The organism is Rossellomorea sp. FS2, assembly GCF_047915635.1.
In the GTDB taxonomy this organism is placed as follows: Bacteria; Bacillota; Bacilli; order Bacillales; family Bacillaceae_B; genus Rossellomorea; species Rossellomorea marisflavi_A.
Genome location: NZ_JBLRVS010000004.1, coordinates 977,440 through 1,000,510 on the forward strand (window position 1 = coordinate 977,440; position 23,071 = coordinate 1,000,510).

Consider the following 23,071-nt stretch of genomic DNA (forward strand, 5'->3'; position numbering starts at 1 on the left):
AACCTCCTATGCTGCTTTCTTTCGATCGATTAATACGGCGATGATGATGACAATCCCCTTCACGACCATCTGGAAGAAGGACGATACGCCGAGTAAGTTTAATCCGTTGTTCAGCGTCCCGATGATCAGGGCACCTATCAGTGTTCCGACAATCAAGCCGCGTCCACCTGAAAGGGATGTTCCACCAAGTACGACGGCCGCAATGGCGTCGAGCTCATAAGATGTACCTGCTGTCGGCTGGGCGGAGTTCAATCGTGACGTGAGGATGGCGCCTGCAAGTGCGGCAAGCAAGCCTGCGAGTGAATAGATCATAATTTTCATTCTTGATACTTTGATACCTGAAATGAGCGCTGCTTTTTCATTGCCTCCGATGGCATATGTTTTACGTCCGAACGGCGTTTTATGAAGGATCACCCAGAGGATGGCGAAAGCAAGCAACATGGTGATGGCCGGTACCGGGATCCCAAGGAAATAGCCTCTTCCGAATAGTTGGAAGGCATAGTTGTCTCCAAGACCCGTGATCGGATTCCCGTCGGTGTACACCAGGGTCAATCCGCGGAACATGGTCATCGTTGCCAGGGTGGCGATGAACGGTGCCATTTTCCCTTTCGTGATGAGGAGACCGTTGACTGCTCCCATGATGGCCCCAAGGATACATCCGATGAGGACGGCCAGGATCGGATCGAGACCAGACACCATCATCCCTGCCATCAAGGCGCTTGAGAGTGCGAGTATGGACCCGACGGAGAGGTCGATTCCTCCCGTCAGAATGACGAAGGTCATGCCATATGCGATCAAGGCGTTGATGGCTACTTGACGTAAAAGATTCAATAAGTTCAATGGTTCGAGGAAACTGGGATTGATGATGGAAACGGTCACGATCAGGACGAGCAGTCCCAAGAATGGTCCGAGTTTCTGCATGAAACTTCCTACGTGATTGGTTCGATTGAGTGCGTTATTCATTGATCTGACCTCCTGTTGCCAGCGTCATAATTTTTTCCTGCGTTGCTTCTTTGCCTGGTAATTCACCCGAAACCTTGCCCTCATGGATAACGATCACCCGGTCACTCATTCCCAGTACTTCGGGAAGTTCGGATGAGACCATGATGATGGCGACTCCGCGGTCCGTCAGTTCATTCATCAGCTGGTAGATTTCCCGCTTCGCTCCCACATCGACTCCCCGTGTCGGTTCGTCGAGGATGAGGACTTTCGGACCGATCCCGATCCACTTGGCAATGACGACCTTCTGCTGATTTCCACCGGAGAGATTCTTCGCGGAGGTCATGGCCGATTCTGTTTTGATTGTCAGGCGCTTGATTAGGAGTTCGACAAATTCTTCCTCCTGCTTGTCCTTGATCAAACCGTTCTTGGTAAAACTGAAGAGACTCGGGAGGACGATGTTGTCTTTGATGGAGAAATCGAGGATGAGCCCTTCTTCTTTCCGATCCTCCGTGATGAAACCAAGTCCGAGTTCCACCGCTTGATTCGGGTTTTTGACGGTAACGTTCTTACCGGCCACCAGGATGTCCCCTTCATATCTGCCATCAAGACCGAATATGGTGCGCATGATCTCAGTGCGACCTGCTCCCATCAGTCCCGATACCCCGACGATTTCCCCCTCTCTTACTTGGAAACTCACATTTTCGAACACACCTTTTCGCGTCAGCCCTTTGACTTCAAGGATGATTTCCCCGGGGTTGCTGGTTCTCTCTGGGAAGCGATCGGTCAATTCCCTCCCGACCATCTTCCTCACCACGTCGTTGAAGTTCGTTTCAGGAATCGGTGTCGTGTCTACCGTCCGTCCATCACGCATGACGGTGATGGTGTCGCAGATGGTGAAGATTTCTTCCATCCGATGAGAAATATAAACAATCGAGACGCCCGACTTTTTCAAGGAGCGGATCACATCAAATAGCTTCTCGATTTCCCTGTCGGTTAGGGCTGCAGTCGGCTCATCCATGATGATCACTTTCGCATCGGTCATCAGGGCCTTGGCAATCTCAATCATCTGCTGCTCCCCGACCGAGCACTTCCCTGCTTCCTTATGAAGCGGGATGGAGATGGCCAGGCGGTCGAACTGCCTTTTGGCAACCGCTTTCATTTTATTGGTCTGAATGAGCCCGAATGACGTGATCGGCTCTTTGTTGATGAAGAGGTTTTCCAGCACCGTCATCTCAGGCCAGATGTTCAACTCCTGGTGGATGAAGGCTATGCCGAACTCTTCTGCCTCTTTTGGGTTATCAAAGGTTCTTTCCACACCGTCGATGGTGATGGTACCCTGATCTTTTTTGTGAAGACCCGTCAAAATGTTCATGAGGGTGGACTTCCCTGCTCCGTTCTCACCCATCAATGCGTGGATTTCTCCTCCACGGATATGGATGTCCACACCTTCAAGGACCTTATTTTGACCGAAGGCTTTATGAATGTGATCCATGCGGATTTCCATGAGATTCCCTCCTTTTAAAACGTTACACCGGCATGCAGGATGCAGTTGGCATACGGGGTGATTTCACCTGTCCGTATGACGGTCCTTGCTGATTGGAGCTGATGCTTCAGCTCTTCATGAGAAATGTATTCGATCTGTTCAAAGCGCTGTTGCAGTCCCTGATGAACATGGGGATTCTGTTCCAGTTCGCCGGCTGCTGTCATTCGCTCCACCACCATCTCATTCAGGAGAATATCCACCACATCAAGGAAGGATGGAACCCCTCCTTTTAATGCCAGATCGATCTTCTTCACATGAGGCGGTATGGGGAGCCCTGCATCTGCAATGACGACTGTATCGGTATGTCCCAGGTCGGCCAGTACTTTGGCGATTTCACTATTGAGGATTCCATTTCGTTTCATTCTTCCAGCCCCCTCTCGACTTCTTCCCGGGTCGGCATTCCACCTTGGGCACCGAAGCCTGTCACGGAAATGGATGCTGCCCGATTGGCAAAACGAAGGCACTCTTCAAGGGGTTTCCCTTCGGCCACTGCCACTCCAAGGGCAGCATTGAACGTATCTCCTGCTCCCGTCGTGTCCACTGCTTCCACCTTGAAGGAGGGTACGAGTTTCTCTTCTGCACCGTCAGAATAGCGCACACCTGCAGAGCCTTCTGTAATGAAGAGCTTGTTCGGATATTTTCTGAGGACTTCCGATAGGTTTGCACCGGGGAAGAGAAGCCCTGCCTCATGTTCATTCGGTGTCAGATAGGCCACCTGTTCAATCACTGTAGCGGGGATTTCCCTTGCCGGCGCCGGGTTCAGCAGCAGTGGCACTCCGATCGCCCTGCACAGCCCCGCCGTCTCGATTACCGTTTCTTCCGGAACTTCCTGCTGGATCATGACCAAATCGCACTCTTTTAAAAGGGGAAGAGCTTTTTTTACGTATGATGGGGTTACATGATCGTTGGCTCCTTTGACGACGATGATGCTATTGTCTCCTTCGGCCAATACGATGTGAGCCGTCCCGCTGCTCACATCTGTAACCGGTTCCACATAGTCTGTCATGACGCCGTTTGCCTTCAGGTTCGCCACAATCTCCTGGCCATATGCGTCATCTCCGACCCTGCCGATCATATGAACGTCGGCCCCGAGTCTCGCAGCTGCTACTGCCTGGTTTGCGCCTTTTCCTCCTGGTACGGTACTGAATGCTTCTCCGAGGATGGTTTCCCCTGCTCCCGGGCGTCTGTCGGCCGTTACAACCAGGTCCATGGAGGAGCTGCCGATCACGGCGATTTTTGGTGGTTTCATCATGGTCATCCCTTTCTTGTCGTGTTTCTTTCTATGAGTTCCACCGGCATCTGGATGGTGGATTGAGTGATGGGTTCTTTTCGTATCATGGTAATGAGCAGCCTTGCCGCTTCCCTTCCCATTTCATAGGCAGGCTGTCGGATCGTCGTCAGCGTCGGATAGGACAGCCTGCTCTGTGGGATGTCATCATACCCGATGATCTGCACGTCTTCAGGGATGCGTTTCCCCCTCTTCAGTGCCTCGTGAATCGCGGCAATCCCCACGATGTCATTGCTTGCAATCACTCCGTCGGTATCAGGGAACTGCTCGAACAATTCCTTTGCCCACACCAAGGCTTCTTCGAAGGAATAAGAGGTGGTGGAGAGAACCGAGAAGTCGACTTCCGCCTGACTCAGTTCTTCAATGGCGCCTTGGAACCGGTCACGCGCCGGTTTGATATGGGCAGGACCTTTCAGGATGGTGATCTTGCGGGAACCCTTTTCGATCAGGGTCCTTGCCGCAAGCTTCCCTCCTTCCCGTCCATCGGCATAGACGGCCGGGTGGTGGTCTGTGGTGCGATCCAGGAGGACCAGCGGTGCTTTCACTTCATCGTATATATGGTAATCGACGTGGTTGGTCGCCGATATAATTCCAACTACATTGTTCTGGATGAACGTCTGGATGTAATCCATTTCTTTTTGCACATGCTCATCACTGTTTCCCAGAAGGAGCCTGAACCCGGATTCACTCAGTTCATCCTCTACTCCACGGGCCAGCTGCGGGAAGAACGGATTCGTGATATCGGGAAGAAGCAGACCGATCAGTCTCGATTCCCGCTTATATAAGGAGCGGGCCACTTCATTCGGGCTGTAGTTCAGCTCTTCGATGGCCTTCATCACTTTTTTTCGTGTATCGGCCCCGACGTATCCATTATCATTGAGCACCCGGGAAACCGTGGCAACGGAAACCCCTGCTTTCTTTGCTACATCTCTGATTGTGACCATGTGCTTTCACTTCTTTCGTGTAACCGGTTACATATAAAATATCATAGACGTTCCAGGAAAAGCAATAGAATAAATTTCCTGATCGTCTCTCGTGATAAAAAAGACACGGGCACAGCGCCCGCGTCCTTATATTCAAGCCTAGCCTATTAGAATAGTTTCGTTGTCCATGATTCACAGTTCCAAACTTCGGTAGCCACATCCTGATAGAAATCAGGTTCATGACTGATGAGGAGGACGCTTCCCTTGTATTCCTTCAAAGCGCGCTTCAACTCTTCCTTCGCTTCCACATCCAAGTGATTCGTTGGTTCATCGAACACAAGGACATTGGATTCGTTGTTCATGAGTTTGCACAGGCGCACCTTCGCTTTTTCCCCACCGCTCAGCACTTCCACCTTGCTCTCGATATGCTTCGTCGTAAGTCCGCATTTGGCCAGGGCGGCACGCACTTCCGCCTGATTGAGGGAAGGGAATTCATTCCACACCTCTTCAATGCAGGTATTGCGGTTTTCGGTTTTGATCTCCTGCTCGAAGTATCCGATATGAAGATACTCACCAAGCTCTACGCTGCCGGAGATCGGCTTGATCTCGCCCAGTATGCTTCTGAGGAGGGTCGTTTTTCCGATTCCGTTGGCTCCTGAGAGGGCGATCTTCTGACCCCGTTCCATTTTCAGGTTAAGGGGTCTTGATAATGGCTCATCATATCCGATGACAAGATCCTTCGTTTCGAAGATGACACGGCCGGCCGTCCTCGCAAGCTTGAAGTTGAATTCAGGCTTCGGCTTTTCGGATGCAAGCTCGATGACTTCCATCTTATCGAGCTTTTTCTGACGGGACATGGCCATATTCCGGGTCGAAACCCTCGCTTTGTTACGGGCCACGAAGTCTTTGAGATTCGAGATCTCCTGCTGCTGTTTCTTATAGGCAGACTCGAGCTGCTGACGCTTCATTTCGTGGACTTTCTTGAATTCATGATAGTCTCCTGCGTAGCGGTTCAGCTCCTGATTTTCCATATGGTAGATCAGGTTGATGACGCTGTTGAGGAACGGGATATCATGGGAGATAAGGATAAAGGCATTCTCATACTCTTGAAGATATCGCTTCAGCCACTCGATGTGCTGCTCATCCAGATAGTTGGTCGGCTCATCGAGAAGCAGGATATCGGGCTTTTCAAGAAGGAGTTTGGCAAGAAGGACCTTCGTCCGCTGTCCGCCGCTCAGGTCGTGGACATCTTTATCAAGGCCGATATCATCAAGCCCCAGTCCACGTCCGATTTCTTCCACCTTGGCATCGATGACGTAAAAATCATTATTCGTCAGTGCTTCTTGCAGGGTACCTGTCTCTTCAAGAAGGTCCTCCAACTCTTCAGGGGATGCGTCCCCCATCTTGCCGAAAAGCTCATTCATCTCGGTTTCCATATCGAAGAGATATTGGAAGGCCGTCTTCAGGACGTCGCGGATTGTCATCCCCTGCTTCAATTGGGCATGCTGATCCAAGTATCCGATCCGGATCCGTTTCGCCCATTCCACCTTTCCTTCGTCTGGTTCAAGCTTGCCTGTAATGATATTCATGAATGTCGATTTACCTTCCCCGTTCGCCCCGATCAGGCCAATGTGTTCCCCTTTCAACAGACGGAAGGACACATCATTGAAGATCGCACGGTCACCGAAGCCGTGGGTCAGGTTTTTGACTGTTAATAGACTCATATCGATTTAACACCTTTTTCTATAAATTCTCAGTTCACTCCCTCTATTATAAAGGGGATGACTTGTAAAAAATAGTGGGAATTACGGGTTACGGACCGCTCCGTTTATATCATAGTCTGCAGGATCCAGATCGGTCTCTTCTCCAAGTGCCAGCTTCGCGAGCTGAGATCCAAGGAACGGGCCAGCCGTCAGACCCGACGCCCCGAGGCCGTTGGCAAAGAGGATCCCGTCGAGGCCTGGCATGTATCCGAACACAGGCAGGAACCCTGGGGTAAATGGGCGATAGCCGACTCGTGTTTCAACCACTTCACTCTCATGTAGACCAGGTGCGATGGCCATCGCTTTTGAAAGGATCTCAAGCATACCTCCTGCGGTGACCCGTCCGTTGACGGCATCATTTTCGTGGGTGGCCCCTGCGACGATCCTTCCTTCAGGAAAAGCAAGCAGGTATTGATCATTGGGCGGCATGACGACGGGCCACTCATCCGTATCAGCTCCCGTTTCATTGAGATGGATGATTTGGGCTTTCTGCGATGTGACATCCATGTCGATTCCGAGTGGAGCAAACAATTCCTTCGCCCACACGCCGGCCGTGACAATCACACGATCTGCTTCAATCTTTTCGTTATCGAGCATGATCCCCCTTCCCTCTTTCAGGAGCCGGGCATTCCCTTGCCTGAGGATCGCACCGCGTTTCTCCGCAGCTGCCAAGAGTGCTTTGCAGATAGCACGTCCGTCCACCCGAGCCGCCCCTGATACATGGACGGCTCTGTATTCATCGGATAGAAGCGGGAAAAGGGCCCGGGTTTCTTCTGCCGTCAATTTTGTCAGTTCTCCGATTTCCGGAGCGTCCTCCCGCCTTTTCAAGGCCCTCTCCATCATTCCATCCAGTTTCTTCTCATCCGTATGGAGACTGAGAGCCCCTACACGTGCATACCCCGTGTCATGCTCGCCATCCTCCTCCAGCATCTTGATGAGTTCCGGATAGTAGGCCGCTCCTCCCTTAGCAAGCTTGTACCATATTTTGTTGCGGCGCTGAGACAACCAGGGACAGACGATACCTGCTGCAGCCGCGGTTGCCTGCCCCGTGTCCCCCCTGTCCACGACCAGGACATCCGCCCCTTTCCTTGCGAGATGATAAGCGGTCGAGGCCCCGAGGATCCCGGCACCGATGACGATCGTCGATTTCATGTATAAACACACTTTCCATTCGTTTTTCTCTTATCTTACTTGAGATTGTCCCTGAACTCAATCTGAGCACATCACGGTCAATTTCAGAAAAGACATTGACAATGTACTTCAATCCATGATAAAAATTGTATAACCTAAATAACGAAAAGCTTTGAAGGAACCAAGTAGCAAACCCTTCCCTGTTCAAGAGAGCCGATGGTTGGTGCAAATCGGTACACATGCGGTAAGTGAATTTCGATTCCCGAGCTTCTTTTGACGAGATCAAAAGACGGTGTATGCCGTTATTTCCGAAGAGTGATGGGCTTGTCCCATAACTAGGGTGGTACCGCGATATCCAATCGTCCCTACGATATGTAGGGGCGATTTTTTTATTGTCTTCGGGCGACAACCATAAACAGAAAGGAGATCAACCCATGAGTCAACGTGAACAATGGTCATCCAAACTCGGCTTCATCCTTGCTGCTGCAGGATCGGCCATCGGTTTAGGCGCAATCTGGAAATTCCCGTATATTGCAGGGCAGAACGGAGGCGGCGCATTCTTCCTGATCTTCATCCTTTTCACTTTATTCCTTGGCCTCCCCCTGTTGCTGGCGGAATTCTCCATCGGAAGGACCGCCCAAAGCAATGCGATCGATTCGTATAAAAAGATTGCCCCGGGAACCCAGTGGCACTGGATCGGAGTCCTCGGGATGGTCGCATCCTTCATCCTGCTATCCTTCTACAGTGTCGTAGGCGGATGGATCGTCATCTATCTGTTCAAGGCCATCACCGGACAACTGAACGGATTGACCTCGGATCAGTACGGTGAGGTATTCGGATCCACCATTGCTGATCCGTGGGTGAGTGTTATCGTACAGCTCATCTTCATCCTGATGACCATCGTCGTCGTAGCCAAAGGCGTTCAGCAGGGAATCGAGCGTGCCAGCAAGATCATGATGCCTGCCCTGTTCGTCCTTTTCATTGTGCTGGTCCTTCGTGCTGTGACCCTTGACGGAGCGGGAGAAGGTGTCCGATTCCTTCTTCTGCCGGATTTCTCCAAGGTCACCCCGCGCACGATCCTGGAAGCCATGGGACAATCGTTCTTCACCCTGAGCGTCGGGGTATCGGTCATGCTGACGTATAGCTCCTATCTTCCGAAAAACCAGAGCCTGCCGCGTTCGGCTGTGTCCATCGTCATCATGAATATCTTCATCGTGCTCCTTGCTGGCCTTGCCATCTTCCCGGCGGTCTTCGCATTCGGACTCGAGCCTAACGCAGGACCTGTTCTCCTGTTCAACGTGCTGCCGACGATCTTCAACCAGCTGCCATTCGGAATGCTGTTCTTCATTGCGTTCCTGATCCTCTTCCTGTTCGCAGCCTTGACTTCAGCATTCTCCATGCTTGAAATCATCGTATCGGTCATCGCGAAGAATGATCCAACAAAGAGGACAAAGTGGGCATGGATCATCGGGATTGCCATCTTCATTTTCGGAATCCCATCCGCTCTCTCTTATGGGGTACTCAGCGACATTACTCTATTCGATAAGATCATCTTTGATCTTGCCGATTTTGCCGTAAGCAACGTATTATTACCGCTCGGGTGCCTGCTGATATCCATCTTTGTCCCTCTGAAGATGAAGAAGACGGCTCTCTATGAAGAGCTGAAAAGCGGGAGCAGCATGAAGAAAGGTATTTTCGAAGTTTGGTTCTTCCTGATCCGCTTCGTTGCACCACTTTTCATCATTGTGGTCATGCTCAATATGCTCGGCTTTTATTAAATAGAAGAAAAAAATCGTACAGCGCGTGTTCTGTACGATTTTTTCTATTATATTGGCGATTTGGTATAGGGAACGATGACTCCGCAGGCTAGGCGTTTACCCGCATCACCTGAAGGCTGTGACCGGAAATCATCTGGACTCTGGTGGATGATCACGCCCTTTCCCACCACATCCTTCACACTGAATTTATTGGTGAAGAAAGACATCCGGGCATACCCCTCATTTGAAAACAGGACGGGAAAATCCCCTGCGTGATTGCCATGCGGCTGGGCTCCTGGATTCCAATGACCGCCCGCAGATGTAAAAGGGTCAGCAGGGTCTCCAATTTCGCATATCCCCTTCTCATGAAGGTGGAAACCATGGGGACCGATTGGTTTCTCTCCATTCTTCCCTTCTTTATAAGGTGGAAGCCCCCTCACCTCTACCATGACTTCCACTCCTCCCTTCACTTCGTGAAAAAAGACGTTCCCATTGAGATTCGGTGCAAGCGGACCTCCCTTGATCACTGCGTACGCAATGTTCCCCGTATCCATTCCATTCATCTTTTTTCCCTCCTTCTCATCTTCATCAATCTATGCCTTCCAGTCCTTTTGCATGACATACGATCGTTTAAACGTAGATTCCTTGAGGCGCAAGGAAGGGACCGTCTTGATCAAACGTTTGTTTAAAAAGGACCTTTCCCCATTGAATCATAAGTAGGTAAATTCCACCTATTACCATATACCCTGTACAATTGTCCAGAAAAATGGTATATTTTCAGAAACTTCAGACTAATAGACATCACGAGAATAATATTTTGGAGGGATGACCATGGCAACCGAAATGAAGCTGATTCCGTATTTCATGAACGAAATGATTGGAGATGTAAATGAGGTTCCGAAAGGCATTGAAATGATTCAGTCCCCCATACTATGGAAAGAAGGATGCAAAGGAAAGGGCACGACCATCGCCGTACTCGATACAGGCTGTGACATCCATCATCCTGACCTTGCCGGACGGGTGAAGGGCGTCAAGAACTTCACCGATGACGATGCAGGGGCAGACGATAATGTGACAGACTACAGTGGACATGGCACCCATGTCTCCGGAACCATCGCCGCCAATGAGGATGGAGATGGAGTGATCGGAGTCGCCCCGCTTGCAGACCTCATGATCATCAAAGTACTCGCCGGAAGTTCCGGGAGAGGACAATACGATTGGATCGTGAAGGGAATCGAGTATGCAACGGAACAGGGAGTCGATATCATCTCCATGTCCCTTGGCGGCCCAACTGATTATAAACCGCTTCATGACGCAATCAAAAAAGCCGTGGCAGCTGGTATCCTGGTGGTTTCTGCAGCCGGGAATGAAGGCGACGGGAACAGCGATACAGATGAATTCTCCTACCCGGCAAGCTATAAGGAAGTCATCGCCGTAGGAGCCATCGACCTCCAGAGAAAATCATCCTACTTCACCAATTCCAATAATGAAATCGACCTTGTAGCCCCTGGAGAGCAGATCCTCTCGACGATCCCAGGGGATAAATACGCCAAGCTCAGCGGGACGTCCATGTCGGCTCCTCATGTAGCAGGAGCGCTGGCCTTGATTAAAGAGTTTGAGGAAGCAGCATTCAAACGGGAACTGAGCGAACCGGAAATCTATGCACAGCTCGTGAAACGGACCATCCCTCTCGGATACCCGAAATCCCTCGAAGGAAACGGATTGCTCTATCTCACAGCTCCGGATCTATTAAGGGAACATCTCCGGTCCCAGCCTCTTGCCCATATAGGATAAAAAAGAAACGGCCGGGGGGTCTCCCGGCCGTTTTCATTATGTAGGGATGACCCAGTCTGCACGTTTCATCGGCTGAACCGTATCGAGGTAATACTCTTCTGCCTTCCAATACCGATTCCTGAACTTTTCAAGCTTCAGCTGCGTCTCCTCCGATTCACGGAGCAACCGTCGCTCTCTCGGACAATCAAGGAATAGGATGCCATCGAAGGCTTCCCTCCATTCCTCCCTCTGAAGGAACACCCCCTCTACAATGATGAGCCCCTTATCCGAAAGCTGCACCTGCCTTTCCGTCACGGTATCCAGCTCCCCATCGTAAAAAGGTAACCTCACATCCACGCAGCCCTCTTTCAGTTTCATAAAGAACCCTTCCCTCAACCGTTTCCGGTCCCACTGCAGACTATAATATTCAAACCACTCCTCATGACCGGTGTCATACCGCGCTTCCCGCTCGACAATGTGGTCATCGATATGAAAGATCTGATGGGTGACCCCCTTACCCTTCAGCCATTCCTCTATCTCTGACACCATGGTCGACTTACCCGACCGGCTCAACCCGTCTATCCCGAGGACGAAACGTGCTTCTGCATTTGCCCCGTCCAAGATCTCTTCCAGCACACGTTGAGGGGAATCCAACAGCCAGCGGGTCGCTTCCTGAAGGTCGTCAGCCACGTAGTCCACGGTGCCTTCAAGGTTCATTCTGTTTTTCTGCCATTCACTCTCACCCGCTCCCGTCCTGACAAGCACCGTCGTACACCCTGCCTTTTTGCCGGCGAGCATATCCTTCCACCTGTCCCCGATCACGGCACATTTGGTGAGATCAAGCCCCCGATCCGCTGCTGCTTGCTTCAGCATGCCGATCTCAGGCTTCCGACATCCGCAGCCCTCCCCTTCTTCATGGGGACAGATGTACACACCATCAAACCCGAACCCGTTCAACTCCCGTTCGAATTCTTCCATCAGCCCGGGTCTTGCAGAGATCCCAGGCTGATTGGTGAAGGATAGGATGGGGATTCCTTTTTCTTTTATCCTCTTTAAAGCGATTGTACTCCGGGGATACACCTCAAACACTCCCGGATATTCAATTTCATTGCTGCCGCCCAGTGTACCGTCACGATCTATGAATAGAGCCTGCCACATGCTGAACCCTCCCTCAATATGGAAATATCATTCATTTTACCATATTGGGGGAAGGCAGACTTTTTATTCAATAAAAAAAGGAAGGCTGTGGCCTCCCTTCCTCTTACATCATTCTGCTGTCGACCTGTTCACATACTTGATCGGCCGTCAGACCGTCCGCTTCAATGACAGATCCTTTGAATGTTGTATTTTGCATTCCCATTACGTTTGTATCCAAGCCTGTCGTGACACAGCAATCACAGCCGTTCACATCTTGTTCGTTCTTGAGTTCAACGACGTCATACCCTTTTTCACGCAAAGCTTGCACTACATTTGAAAGGGATTGTTCAACACCTACACGTTTTGTCATGGCTTAACACCTCCTGTTTCTTATCGTTAGGATTTTCAACCTGGGTAAAAGATATTCATGGAGGTGGCAGTTCTTCTATATTTGTCTTTGTTAGTGTAACTGTGAATGCTCAAGAAGGAATGGGACGTTCCTTTCCGCTTCTAGAGATTTGATTTCTGTGGGGAAATAATAATAATCATCTTGGTTATGATGATAGTTGAAGACAATATCGTCCTAAGTGAAGGGTGAAATGGAAAACTAGTCCGTTCCTTTGCGTTGCAGGGATTTGCTTTCCGCGGGGAGCATGTCGGGTCTGCCGTTGCCTTCGGATTTAAATCACCCAAGTGCAATTAGAATTAATGGCCTCGTAGTTCTTAGTGAAGGCTGTGGTGGAAAGGTAGTCCGTTCCTTTGCGCTGCAGGGATTTGCTTTCCGCGGGGAGCATGTCGAGCCTCCTCGTGCCTGCGGGGTCTCGATCATCCCCCTTTTCCGCAGGAGTCAAATCCCTTACGCTCCAATCCACTTTGTGGTATTGGACTTGGTGAGGTGATCGTTTGTTAATAAGTTAGAAAGTCATTCTAAAAAACAAGAATGGGATGCCCTGTTTCAAATTAGCAAACTCCTCTTCCAACGCACCACCAAATGCAAGGACAGAACAATCTCGTTACCACCCAAAACGAATTGCAAAAACAGGATGCCGATAGCATGTTTCGAAACCGCACATCCCCTCTCCTCCACTCAGAGTGCAGTGCAGCAAAGGCCTCACGACTCCTATGGGAATAGCGGGCAGGGTGAGGCCCTGCAGGCGCAGCCGAAGCGGCTCAACTCCCTCCCCGCCGGAAAGCGGCCACCCGCAGCGGAACGGAACGATCCCTTACCAAAAGAGATGAAACGGATAAGCAACTCAGACAAGCCGCCCCCACCCCCACACAGCAAAAAAGGGGTTTATCTCCATGCGAAACGGGTACATTATAACCATACAACATACACAAAGGGTGGTAATTACAAATGGATCAAGCAAAACTAGACGAACTAATTGATGGACTGAACGAAGATTTAGCAAATGAATATGCCGCAGTTATCCTCTACACGAACTACGCAGCAGTAGTAAGCGGCTTATATAGACAGGTATTGAAACCTTTCTTCGAAGAAGAAATCCCAGATGAGCAAGGACATGCTCTTTACCTTGCAGAAAAAATCAAGACCCTTGGAGGCAGCCCGACAACAACTCCTGCAAAGGTGAAACAAACGGACGATGTGAAGGAAATGCTCCTTGAAGGACGCAAAGCAGAAGCAGATACGATCGAACGCTACAAGAAACGCAAAGAGCAGGCTGAAGAGCTTGGCCTTGTAGAACTCGGAATCAAGCTGGATGATATGATTGCCGATGAAACGCACCACTTGGAAGAATTCGATCGTCTTCTTAAAGACCCTTCTTTCAACTGATTGTAATGTCAAAAAAGACCGCTCCCGTAGCGGTCTTTTTTTATGCCCATTACGTCCATGAACCTCCCACCACGGTGAAGTGTCGCCATTCCTCGAGCAGTAGCTCCTGATATTCCCGTGTCAGATAGCGATCATCAATGAGCCTGAGGACCCCGCGGTCTTCTTCAGTCCGGATCAACCGTCCACCTGACTGGAAGACTTTGTTCAATCCGGGGTATGTGTAGGCATAGGCAAATCCATTCACTCCCAGTGAGTTGAAGTAGGATTTCATCAACTCCCTTTCTTCATCTGGCTGTGGGAGGCCGACTCCTACAACCACTACCTGCTTCAGGCGTTCACCCTTCAGATCGATGCCTTCCGAAAAAATGCCTCCCAGGACGGCAAGACCCAATACCGGCTCCTTGCGTCCAGCTTTGAACTCAGCCAGGAACTCTTCTCTTTCTCTTTCTGACATCATCGGCTCCTGCATGATCAACTTCGCAGGTAACCCATACCCTTCCAAGGCATCAAAGGCTTTCCTCATGAAGGCGTAGGAAGGAAAGAACACCAGGCCATTTCCATTTACCCGCTTAAAGAGGTTGACGATCGACTCCATAAGATGGGGAAAATGGCGATCACGGTCCCTTAACCGGATGGAAAGGGGCTGGATTTCCACTTGCCACTGGCTATGATCGAAGGGGGTCGGGATGACAAATCGATAATCTTCCGCTTCTCCTCCAAGCTGGTGGAAGTAATACGAAAATGGGTGCAAGGTCGCCGAAAAGAAGACCGCCGACTTATACCCTGCCGTCACCCGGTGCAAAAAAGCTGCCGGATCCAGGCAGACGAGCTTGACGGTCATTCCGCCCCCATGCCGAGTGACCAATGTCCGGTGTTCCTTTGAATAGAGCTGAAGGATGCGCAGGAATTGGGTCGATTCAAAGTACGCCTCCAGAAGCGGGCTTTCTCCTTCCACGTGGGGAAGTTCCTTTTCGGCAGCATCGACAAATGCCCTAACTCCATCAGTGACACCGGTATCGACTTCTTCATATGTTCCGGGTCTTACACCCTCCAAGGCACCCGTGAGAGAACGGATCGCAGCACTCAGTTCCCCATTTCCCTTTACATGTGCCGCCAGCGATGTGAAGCCAGTGGACGTCAGGGGAGCAGAGTGCATGTCCCTCCCACGGGGCACGAGATTATGTGCTTCGTCGATGAGGAGTGTTGTTTGCTTTTTCGAAGAGTCGCTGAATCGCTTTAACGACGTTCTTGGATCGAATAGATAATTATAATCACCGATGACCCCTTCAACGAGATACGATAGATCGATGGAGAACTCAAACGGACATACGCGATGAGCTTTTGCGTACTCCTCGATCACCGGTCTGGTCATGAGGGTCTCTTTCTGAAGGATATCCAGGATGGCGCCGTTCACACGATCATAGTGTCCACAGGCGAATTCGCAATGTTCGGGCTGGCAGATGGTTTGATCTTTAAAGCAGATCTTGTCTTTTGCCGTGATGGTCAATGCCTTGGTGGAAAGGCCTCCTTCTTCCATCAGCTTGACGGCGTCTTCTGCGACCGTCCTCGAGATGGTTTTGGCCGTGGCGTAAAACCACCTGCCGCCTTCTTTCACGACGGGGAATAACGTTGAAATCGTCTTCCCTGTCCCCGTGGGGGCGTTGGCAAAAAGAGTCTTTCCTTCTGCGACGGTTTTATAGACGGCTCCCACAAGTTGACGCTGACCCTTCCTGAACGTCTCGAAGGGAAAAGTAAGACGGGGAAGGCTCGCCTCCAGGTTCTCTTTGTTTCTCAATCTCAGTTCCGCAAACGGTGTATAGAGCTGCAAGAGGCCGATCATGATTCCCTGAAGTTCCTCACGATCATATTCCCGTGTGAAAGATTTTGTTTCCTCGGTCCCCGTATGGATATAGGTAAGCCTCACATGTATGGCATCCCAGTCCCGCTCTTCCGTCAGGAGGCAGGCATAACACTCCGCCTGGGCCCAGTGGACCCGCTTCCCTTCCTCCAATTCATCGAGGCTCCTCGCAGTTGATTTGATTTCTTCCACCAGGATCTTTCCCTCACGGTGTATGATTCCATCGCATCTCCCCTCCACCTGGTAGAATATCCCATCCACGACTTTCTCCCCTTTGAGGTGGACCTCTTTTTCATCGGGGTCTTCATAGCGCCGCTGAAGTTTTTGATGGAGCCTTGTCCCTGTGAGCATGGAAGACCTTGGCTGAAATCGTGAGTCGATACTCCCTTCCTTCAGGACAAATTCGACGAGCTCCCTGACGGATAATGTGATATCGGCATCCATGGCATCCACCTCGCTTTCTTCTTCTAATATGTCCCCTGCCGGCATATGTATAGAGACAAGCATCGGTTAACGGAGGTAGACATGATTCGATTCCTTTTTTATAGTATCGGTTTATTGTGCTTATCACTCGGCGTTTCATTTGTGATCCATGCCAATATGGGGGCAGGTCCGTGGGATGCCCTTGCGGTTGGTGAATCACGGTTGTTCCACCTTACAATCGGGACATGCATCTTTTTGAACGGATGCATCCTGATCGGCGTCAATGCGTTTCTATTGAAAGAGCGACCGAGATGGCTCGCCGCCTTGTCAATCTTCCTCATCGGCCAGCTCGTTGATTTCTGGCTGAGGGTGACCGTGACCGTCTTGGTGCCATCTGATCTGACGTCACAGATCCTCTTTGTCGTCATCGGTACAACGCTGATCGGACTTGGGATTTCCATCTATCTTCAGGCCGGGCTGCCTTCGAGTCCGATGGATACACTCATGATGGCCCTTCATCACCGCTTTGGGTTGAACCTAAACCACGCCCGTCTCCTGAACGAGGCCATCGCCATCACCCTGGCCATCGTGGCTGGCGGCTCCATCGGGATCGGCACCCTTATCGTCGCCTGTACGTTAGGTTCCGTCATTCATTTCTTTTATCCTATCATAGAACGTATGTACGGTAAATTAACGTGACACCGGAATGAAAAAACACTTAGATCTTAAGCATCTAAGTGATGGGATAGGACATGTTCCTTTTTCAATTTTTCATTCCGGAGGGGAAGGGTGATCTCGACGGTCGTCCCTTTCTTCACTTCACTCGAATAACTTACATGACCACCGATTGTTTCGATGATTTTAAGGGATACCGACGTCCCTAGTCCTGTTCCCTGGTTCTTTGTGGTATAGAACATCGTACCGATCCTCGCAATCTCTTCTTTCGACATTCCTTTTCCTGTATCCTTCACGGTAATGACGGCATGTTCATCTGACACCCGGAGACCGATCGACACATACCCTTTCGGCGGAGTCGCTTCAATCGCATTTTTTACGAAGTTGATGAGTGCCTGCTTCATTTTATTTCGATCGGTGAGGAGGATCCCGTCATCATCCAGATGACTCTCCAAGAACACATTTTCCTTCACGGCATAAGCGTTCAACAGGATTGACACCTCCGATAGGATCTCCTTTATATGAACCTGCTCCACCTTCTCGAATTGCGGCTTTGCAAAATTCAAATAGTCATTGATGATTTCCTCAGCCCTGCCAAGCTCACTTAAGATGATGGCCAGATATTCATCCTCTTCCCCCTTCGACTGACGTTTCATGAGCTGAAGGAATCCCTTTACGACCGTCAGGGGATTTCGTACTTCATGGGCGATGCTGGCAGCCAATTCGCCCAGCGTATTCAATTTCTCCGATTTGATGATTTCTTCCCTCATCACTTTCTTCTCGACCATCCATTCATTCAAGCGGGCGGCGATCCCGATTCCAATGATCTGAACAAAGCCGAACTGGAGGATGAATGTAATGGAGTGGAGTTCACTCAAAAATTGCGATGGAAGATGGAAGACAAAGAGCATGAGAAAAATGACAGCAATCGGCCAGAGACCGATTAACTGAGCGGCAAGCACCCGTTTGACAGGAGACAGCTTCCAAAACCCTTTAGAAAAGTAATAGGGCACCACTGAGGCCAGCAGCGCACTGGCAAGGCCATGCAAAAGGATATCCCCGCCCATGATCGTCCGCCCCATGAGCATGAAACCAAGAACGATGAGACCAGCTTTTCTTCCACCGTAAACCATGGCAATGATAAGGGGGACGTAGCGGAAATCCCAGTATAAGCCGGCGAACTCATACGTGAATGTAAGGCAAGCAAGAGTGGCGAAACCATTCAGTACACCTGTAAAGATGGGCGATTTACTCCATTTATGATGTTCGAGCAGGGAGGTTTGGATCAGCACCGGAGCAAGGATGATGAACGTATGAAAAAGTAATTTTTCAATTATCACTTGAAACTCTCCCAACGCAGTATGGTCTTTACTTCATACGACAAGAAATGAGAATATTCCTTCTATTATTCTCTGCATTTCAAACTATTTTGGTAAAAATGACAGAATTTTAAGTTCGAAGTCTTAAAAGCCTAACTTTCCAACCACAAATATATTTGTAATACACTCCTAATTACCTATATAAGTATAGGTATATGTCTGTTAGGCTTATCATAAGTCAAATGACGAAAGTAGAATGTATATGACAGTAAATGTGTTTCTCGACGATTATCGCCACTGTCCCCAAGGTTACATTCTTGCAAAAGACATCGATGAGTGCCTGCAGCTCCTGTATGATCATTCCATCGGTCATCTCTCCCTCGATCACGATCTTGAGAGCAAGACCCGAAATGGTTTGATGCTGGTTCATGCCATGGTTGAGCATCAATTGTTTGCAGAACGCATCACGATCCACTCTGCTAATTCCGTAGGTGGAAAGAATATGTTCCGCTATCTCAAAGCGGCACAAGACAACGACCAGATGCCTCATTCGATCAAGATTGTTTTAAGGCCTTTGCCTCTCAGATGAGTTTCTCATATACGGCCTGTCCAAAACGGACAGGCCTTTTCATTACTAAAATTTTATTTCGGGACTCAAAGTAAACACAGATTCTGCGAAAAGCGTTATAATGATAGGTACGTAATCTTTCATCATAAAGAGGGTCCTATATGCAATTTCTCAAACATTTTCGATTAGTCGGCGGCCGCGTTGCAAAGACAGGCATTGCCGTTTTTTTGACTGCACTCATTTGTGAACTATTCAACTGGCCCGCAACATTTGCGGTTATCACGGCCATCGTGACCATTGAGCCGACGGCCACCAATTCAATCAAGAAGGCGTTCATCCGATTTCCCGCGTCGGCGATCGGGGCCCTTTATGCGGTCGCCCTCTCTTCTTTTTTCGGCGATCGCCCCATCACCTACGCATTCGTCGCGCTGCTCACGATCATCACCTGTCATAAGCTGAAGCTTGCCCCCGGTATCCTGGTCGCCACCTTGACAGGGATCGCCATGATTCCGACGATCCACGACCATTATGTGGCCACCTTTTTCATCAGGCTCGGAACCACGACGATCGGACTGATCGTTTCGACCGTAGTCAACATTTGGGTCCTGCCTCCTAAATATTCCGATAAGATCACGGCAAGCATCCATAATTTATATTTCAAAACCGGCAATCTCCTAGAGCGAAGGGGTTCGGAGCTGCTCCAGCAGCATTCCCTTCACCGGGACACGCGCCTCATTTTCGCCGATATCCTCCAGGAAGTCGAAGCCACGGATACCCTTTGCAAATATCAAAAGGAAGAGTGGAAGCTGCACCGTTCAAGTCGTAAAGAACTTCGATTCTTCCACTACGAGTACAAGAAGCTCAATCTGTTGAGGCAGATCCTTTATCATATCGGGAATTTGATCTACCTCCCGATGAATCGCTATTCGTACAGTCCCGATGAAAAAGAGCGGATCATCTCGGCCATCCAGTCCCTGAAGGGGATCCTGCACCATCCAGCTTTCGAGATTCCCGAGCAGCATTTCATCCTGATGAAGGATCTATTGGAAGAATTCTGGGATGATCACGAATTTCTCAGAGGGAAACAAGTGAAACATTTTTCATGTGAATCCGTCCTCTTGTATGAATTGTTATCGATCCATGACCTGCTTGAAGAGCTAAAGGGGATTCAGACCCTGGAAATCCACCATTCCTCCGTACTGGAGAAAAAACTGCAGACGTAAAAAAGCCAAGGATCAGGATCCTTGGCTTTTTTCGCTACTTTCCATCAAGAGCACGCTTTGACAGCAGGGAGATGACCATGTCATCCATTGGCGGATTGTGCAGCCCCGCTCTGACATCCCTGTAATACCGCTGCATCGGGTTCGAACGATACAGGCTCCTGGCCCCTACGATGCGCATGGCGATATCCACGATGCGCGCGGCCCCATTGGTTACGATATGTTTGACAGCTGAAAGCTCCGGACCCATCCCTTTCCGTTTATCCGGTTCCTTCACCCATTTATCCGCAACGGAATAGAGGATCTGTCTTGCCTGGAACAGTTCAAGCTCCATCTCGCCGATTTTCCTCTGCACTTCCGGTACCTCTTTGATCGGTCCCGGCAGGCTATTCGGTGAATAATTCCGTGCGAACTCAATGGCATAGTTCCTCGCAGCCACAGCCACACCGAGATAGCAGGCTGGGATATGAAGAAGCCACGCCTTGGGGATGTCTCCTCCCCTCTCATCTCCTTCCACCATTGCCGATGGGGGGAGGCTGACGTGATCGAGAACCAGATCCTCGCTGCCGGTCCCCTTCATGGCTATGACATCCCAGGTGTCTTCGATACTCACGCCATCCAGTGCATGATCAACCAGGAAGAATCCCTTTTTCCCGGTATCACCGATCCTTGCCAGCACCAATGAATAATCCAATACCTTCGCCATGGAGGTGAAGCTTTTCCTTCCTGTTAGTTCAAACCCATTATCCGTTTCGGTCGCCTTTGTCTCTGGAAGCCCCCCCCTCGTCGGACTTCCCGTAGCAGGTTCGGAGGCCGCCCTGTTGACGAGGGCATGCTCTGTAACGACCGCTTCGCATAGCGCCTGGAACTGCGCTTCATCCCACAGCCTGCTCTCGCTCAGCTCCATTAGGCCACCAAGATGCCACCCGATCGATAGTGCAGTGGCAGCGTCTCCCGTCGCCAGGCGTTCTTGAAGCATCACCATTTCATACAGGCTGATTCCTTCTCCCCCATATTCTTTCGGCACCGTGAGTTTCCCGTAGCCTTTCTTCTTCAAGTCGTTGAAGTTCTCAAAAGGGAAGGAACCTTCCCGATCATGCTCTTCCGCCCTCTCCGCGAATGCATCGGCAAGTTCGCCTGCCAGGGCAAGCAGTTCCCGCTGTCTGTCGTTCTGAATGTACGATTCATATAAATCCAATTGCCCCACACCTCCTGAAAAATATGCTCTCTACTCATCATAATCAAAAAGAGCCTTTTCCTCAAAAGATATTGCCTAGTATTCCAGTAAGGATACTTTATATCCTATAAAAAAAGCATAAAACCCGTCACGGGTTTTATGCTTCTGCATCAAGATGCGTTCTCTTTATTCTTATCGTACTTGTAGTCACCTTCCCAGAACTCGGCATTTTTAACGCCCATCTTCTTGGAGTTATACACTGGATCGAGTCCCTGCTTCTTCTGCTGTTCATAATCCTTGAGGGCATTCAACGCAGGCTTGGCAAGGATCAGGATGGCAATCAGATTCAGCCACACCATGATCCCGAGTCCGATATCCCCCAACGCCCATGCAAGGGCTGCTTCTTTTACGGCTCCATAGAAGGTTGCAGCAAGAATGACGACTTTGAGGACCATCATCCCTACTTTGGCGCTTCTTCCTTTCATCAAGTAGGCGATATTGGTCTCAGCCATGTAATAGTATGCCATGATAGTCGTGAAAGCGAAGAAGAACAATGCAATCGCTACGAATCCGGCACCGAATCCAGGAATGACCGTTTCAATGGCAGCTTGCGTGTAAGCTGGTCCCGCTTCCACCCCTTCAAGGTTGGAGACGATCGTGGACTCATCAGGCGCAACCGTATTATAAGATCCCGTAAACAGGATCATGAAGGCTGTCGCTGTACAAACGAGAAGCGTATCGATATAAACCGATGCTGCTTGCACGAGGCCCTGTTTGGCAGGGTGGGACACTTCAGCCGCAGCCGCAGCATGGGGTCCAGTACCCTGACCGGCTTCATTGGAGTAGATACCGCGTTTTACCCCCCATGAAATGGCTGAACCAAGGATCCCTCCAAAAATGGAGTTCGCACCGAAGGCACTGCTGAAGATCAAAGAGAAGACATCTGGAATCGCTTGAAAATTCACCCCGACAATCACAAGGGAAAGGAGGATATATCCAATGGCCATGAACGGCACCACATAGGAAGCCACCCCCGCGATCCTTTTCACCCCTCCGAGAATGATTACGCCAAGGAGCACGACAAGACCGATACCCGTTACGGTCGTACTCAGTCCGAATGCGTTCTCAAGCCCTAAGGCGATGGAGTTGGATTGAATCCCCGGCATCAGGATACTCATGGCGATCAGCGTGGCAATGGAGAACAGGACAGCGTACCATTTCCAGCCGATCCCCTTTTCGATATAGTAAGCCGGTCCTCCCCTGTATTCACCGTCGCGCTTTTCTTTATAGATCTGCGCAAGGGTGGATTCGATAAAGGCACTGGCCGACCCGATGAACGCGATGGCCCACATCCAGAACACAGCACCCGGTCCACCGAATCCGATGGCCGTCGCCGTACCGGCAATATTCCCGGTACCTACACGTCCCGAGAGCGACAGGGCAAGGGCCTGGAAGGACGATACCCCCTCCTTGGAGCTGCCTCCTTCAAACATCAGTTTGACCATGTCCTTCAAGAATCGGACCTGTACGAATTTTGTTAAGATCGAAAATAATAGTCCCACACCTAAACAAAAGTAAATCATGACCGGTGACCATAATACGTCGACAATGCTTCCTACAAATTCCGCCATTCTTTGTCCCCCTGTTATCTTTTTGATTTATCTAACTATTATGAATTATATTTTATCTGACACAATATAGACAATCTTTTTTTATTTCCACCCTTATACTGAACTGCTGAAAACCCTTGTGTAACAATACCTCACATGCCATTAATTT

At 50.1% G+C, this 23,071-nt stretch carries 20 protein-coding genes and 1 other annotated feature; of the genes, 6 read left to right on the top strand and 14 right to left on the bottom strand.

The window, feature by feature from the left end:
• Positions 1-6: 6 nt before the first annotated feature.
• The 7 genes from rbsC to ACNA6I_RS16080 form a co-directional block, all read right to left on the bottom strand.
• Entirely contained in the window at positions 7-963 is a 957-nt protein-coding gene (gene rbsC / locus ACNA6I_RS16050; RefSeq protein ID WP_048005747.1) for a ribose ABC transporter permease RbsC, read from the bottom strand.
• Positions 956-2,446, bottom strand: a complete 1,491-nt coding sequence (locus ACNA6I_RS16055) for a sugar ABC transporter ATP-binding protein (RefSeq protein ID WP_048012179.1) — start codon at positions 2,444-2,446, stop codon at positions 956-958. Before ACNA6I_RS16055 ends, rbsC begins: the two co-directional genes overlap by 8 nt.
• Before the next feature lie 14 nt (positions 2,447-2,460).
• On the bottom strand, positions 2,461-2,847 hold the full coding sequence (gene rbsD / locus ACNA6I_RS16060; RefSeq protein WP_048005749.1) for a D-ribose pyranase: 387 nt from the start codon (positions 2,845-2,847) through the stop codon (positions 2,461-2,463).
• Positions 2,844-3,734: a ribokinase gene (gene rbsK, locus ACNA6I_RS16065; RefSeq protein WP_048012383.1), complete on the bottom strand. Its 891-nt coding sequence runs from the start codon at positions 3,732-3,734 to the stop codon at positions 2,844-2,846. Before rbsK ends, rbsD begins: the two co-directional genes overlap by 4 nt.
• Positions 3,735-3,739: 5 nt before the next feature.
• Positions 3,740-4,717, bottom strand: coding sequence for a LacI family DNA-binding transcriptional regulator (locus tag ACNA6I_RS16070; RefSeq protein ID WP_048005750.1), 978 nt, complete (start codon positions 4,715-4,717; stop codon positions 3,740-3,742).
• A gap of 146 nt (positions 4,718-4,863) precedes the next feature.
• Entirely contained in the window at positions 4,864-6,420 is a 1,557-nt protein-coding gene (locus ACNA6I_RS16075; protein WP_048005751.1) for an ABC-F family ATP-binding cassette domain-containing protein, read from the bottom strand.
• Between the two features lie 81 nt (positions 6,421-6,501).
• Positions 6,502-7,611 carry an NAD(P)/FAD-dependent oxidoreductase gene (locus tag ACNA6I_RS16080; protein ID WP_048005752.1) on the bottom strand — a complete coding sequence of 370 codons (1,110 nt, stop codon included), beginning with the start codon at positions 7,609-7,611 and terminating at the stop codon, positions 6,502-6,504.
• Positions 7,612-7,753: 142 nt separating this feature from the next.
• Positions 7,754-7,960 (top strand) — a binding site (T-box leader).
• Between the two features lie 64 nt (positions 7,961-8,024).
• Here ACNA6I_RS16080 and ACNA6I_RS16085 point away from each other — a divergent pair.
• Entirely contained in the window at positions 8,025-9,368 is a 1,344-nt protein-coding gene (locus ACNA6I_RS16085; protein WP_048005753.1) for a sodium-dependent transporter, read from the top strand.
• 47 nt (positions 9,369-9,415) lie between these two features.
• On the opposite strand, the gene ACNA6I_RS16090 is transcribed toward ACNA6I_RS16085, so the two are convergent.
• Positions 9,416-9,910 (bottom strand): superoxide dismutase family protein, encoded by a 495-nt coding sequence (locus tag ACNA6I_RS16090; protein WP_063190557.1) that lies wholly within the window; start codon positions 9,908-9,910, stop codon positions 9,416-9,418.
• Positions 9,911-10,178: 268 nt separating this feature from the next.
• Here ACNA6I_RS16090 and ACNA6I_RS16095 point away from each other — a divergent pair, with 268 nt between their 5' ends.
• Positions 10,179-11,141, top strand: a complete 963-nt coding sequence (locus ACNA6I_RS16095) for a S8 family peptidase (RefSeq protein ID WP_048005755.1) — start codon at positions 10,179-10,181, stop codon at positions 11,139-11,141.
• 36 nt (positions 11,142-11,177) lie between these two features.
• Here ACNA6I_RS16095 and ACNA6I_RS16100 read toward each other — a convergent pair whose 3' ends face one another.
• Positions 11,178-12,278, bottom strand: a complete 1,101-nt coding sequence (locus ACNA6I_RS16100; protein WP_082139303.1) for a kinase — start codon at positions 12,276-12,278, stop codon at positions 11,178-11,180.
• A gap of 103 nt (positions 12,279-12,381) precedes the next feature.
• Entirely contained in the window at positions 12,382-12,627 is a 246-nt protein-coding gene (locus tag ACNA6I_RS16105) for a YkuS family protein (RefSeq protein ID WP_048005756.1), read from the bottom strand.
• Positions 12,628-13,614: 987 nt separating this feature from the next.
• Here ACNA6I_RS16105 and ACNA6I_RS16110 point away from each other — a divergent pair.
• On the top strand, positions 13,615-14,052 hold the full coding sequence (locus tag ACNA6I_RS16110) for a ferritin-like domain-containing protein (RefSeq protein ID WP_048005757.1): 438 nt from the start codon (positions 13,615-13,617) through the stop codon (positions 14,050-14,052).
• A gap of 49 nt (positions 14,053-14,101) precedes the next feature.
• On the opposite strand, the gene ACNA6I_RS16115 is transcribed toward ACNA6I_RS16110, so the two are convergent.
• The gene (locus ACNA6I_RS16115) at positions 14,102-16,417 is read right to left on the bottom strand and encodes a helicase C-terminal domain-containing protein (RefSeq protein WP_262370587.1); all 2,316 of its coding nucleotides are present in this window, start codon (positions 16,415-16,417) and stop codon (positions 14,102-14,104) included.
• Positions 16,418-16,435: 18 nt separating this feature from the next.
• Here ACNA6I_RS16115 and ACNA6I_RS16120 point away from each other — a divergent pair, with 18 nt between their 5' ends.
• Complete coding sequence (locus tag ACNA6I_RS16120) at positions 16,436-17,032, top strand: YczE/YyaS/YitT family protein (RefSeq protein ID WP_079514656.1); 597 nt, start codon at positions 16,436-16,438, stop codon at positions 17,030-17,032.
• Positions 17,033-17,058: 26 nt separating this feature from the next.
• Here the strand turns inward: ACNA6I_RS16120 and ACNA6I_RS16125 are convergent, their stop codons facing one another.
• Positions 17,059-18,348 carry an ATP-binding protein gene (locus tag ACNA6I_RS16125; protein WP_048012175.1) on the bottom strand — a complete coding sequence of 430 codons (1,290 nt, stop codon included), beginning with the start codon at positions 18,346-18,348 and terminating at the stop codon, positions 17,059-17,061.
• Between the two features lie 241 nt (positions 18,349-18,589).
• On the opposite strand from ACNA6I_RS16125, the gene ACNA6I_RS16130 reads away from it, so the two are divergent.
• Positions 18,590-18,916 carry a cyclic-phosphate processing receiver domain-containing protein gene (locus tag ACNA6I_RS16130; RefSeq protein ID WP_048005760.1) on the top strand — a complete coding sequence of 109 codons (327 nt, stop codon included), beginning with the start codon at positions 18,590-18,592 and terminating at the stop codon, positions 18,914-18,916.
• 140 nt (positions 18,917-19,056) lie between these two features.
• Positions 19,057-20,118 carry an aromatic acid exporter family protein gene (locus ACNA6I_RS16135; RefSeq protein WP_048005761.1) on the top strand — a complete coding sequence of 354 codons (1,062 nt, stop codon included), beginning with the start codon at positions 19,057-19,059 and terminating at the stop codon, positions 20,116-20,118.
• Positions 20,119-20,152: 34 nt separating this feature from the next.
• Here ACNA6I_RS16135 and ACNA6I_RS16140 read toward each other — a convergent pair whose 3' ends face one another.
• Both ACNA6I_RS16140 and ACNA6I_RS16145 read right to left on the bottom strand, forming a co-directional pair.
• The gene (locus tag ACNA6I_RS16140) at positions 20,153-21,313 is read right to left on the bottom strand and encodes an acyl-CoA dehydrogenase family protein (RefSeq protein ID WP_231579097.1); all 1,161 of its coding nucleotides are present in this window, start codon (positions 21,311-21,313) and stop codon (positions 20,153-20,155) included.
• A 149-nt stretch (positions 21,314-21,462) separates the two neighbouring features.
• Positions 21,463-22,923: an alanine/glycine:cation symporter family protein gene (locus tag ACNA6I_RS16145; RefSeq protein ID WP_048005763.1), complete on the bottom strand. Its 1,461-nt coding sequence runs from the start codon at positions 22,921-22,923 to the stop codon at positions 21,463-21,465.
• Positions 22,924-23,071: the final 148 nt, after the last annotated feature.

Coding starts and splice junctions, on each gene's coding strand:
- ACNA6I_RS16100 (WP_082139303.1), bottom strand. CDS start 12,278: ATGTGGCAGGCTCTATTCATAGATCGTGACGGTACACTGGGCGGCAGC.
- rbsK (WP_048012383.1), bottom strand. CDS start 3,734: ATGAAACCACCAAAAATCGCCGTGATCGGCAGCTCCTCCATGGACCTG.
- ACNA6I_RS16105 (WP_048005756.1), bottom strand. CDS start 12,627: ATGACAAAACGTGTAGGTGTTGAACAATCCCTTTCAAATGTAGTGCAA.
- ACNA6I_RS16075 (WP_048005751.1), bottom strand. CDS start 6,420: ATGAGTCTATTAACAGTCAAAAACCTGACCCACGGCTTCGGTGACCGT.
- ACNA6I_RS16115 (WP_262370587.1), bottom strand. CDS start 16,417: ATGCTTGTCTCTATACATATGCCGGCAGGGGACATATTAGAAGAAGAA.
- ACNA6I_RS16145 (WP_048005763.1), bottom strand. CDS start 22,923: ATGGCGGAATTTGTAGGAAGCATTGTCGACGTATTATGGTCACCGGTC.
- ACNA6I_RS16135 (WP_048005761.1), top strand. CDS start 19,057: ATGCAATTTCTCAAACATTTTCGATTAGTCGGCGGCCGCGTTGCAAAG.
- ACNA6I_RS16120 (WP_079514656.1), top strand. CDS start 16,436: ATGATTCGATTCCTTTTTTATAGTATCGGTTTATTGTGCTTATCACTC.
- rbsD (WP_048005749.1), bottom strand. CDS start 2,847: ATGAAACGAAATGGAATCCTCAATAGTGAAATCGCCAAAGTACTGGCC.
- ACNA6I_RS16130 (WP_048005760.1), top strand. CDS start 18,590: ATGACAGTAAATGTGTTTCTCGACGATTATCGCCACTGTCCCCAAGGT.
- ACNA6I_RS16110 (WP_048005757.1), top strand. CDS start 13,615: ATGGATCAAGCAAAACTAGACGAACTAATTGATGGACTGAACGAAGAT.
- ACNA6I_RS16095 (WP_048005755.1), top strand. CDS start 10,179: ATGGCAACCGAAATGAAGCTGATTCCGTATTTCATGAACGAAATGATT.
- rbsC (WP_048005747.1), bottom strand. CDS start 963: ATGAATAACGCACTCAATCGAACCAATCACGTAGGAAGTTTCATGCAG.
- ACNA6I_RS16085 (WP_048005753.1), top strand. CDS start 8,025: ATGAGTCAACGTGAACAATGGTCATCCAAACTCGGCTTCATCCTTGCT.
- ACNA6I_RS16055 (WP_048012179.1), bottom strand. CDS start 2,446: ATGGAAATCCGCATGGATCACATTCATAAAGCCTTCGGTCAAAATAAG.
- ACNA6I_RS16080 (WP_048005752.1), bottom strand. CDS start 7,611: ATGAAATCGACGATCGTCATCGGTGCCGGGATCCTCGGGGCCTCGACC.
- ACNA6I_RS16070 (WP_048005750.1), bottom strand. CDS start 4,717: ATGGTCACAATCAGAGATGTAGCAAAGAAAGCAGGGGTTTCCGTTGCC.
- ACNA6I_RS16090 (WP_063190557.1), bottom strand. CDS start 9,910: ATGAATGGAATGGATACGGGGAACATTGCGTACGCAGTGATCAAGGGA.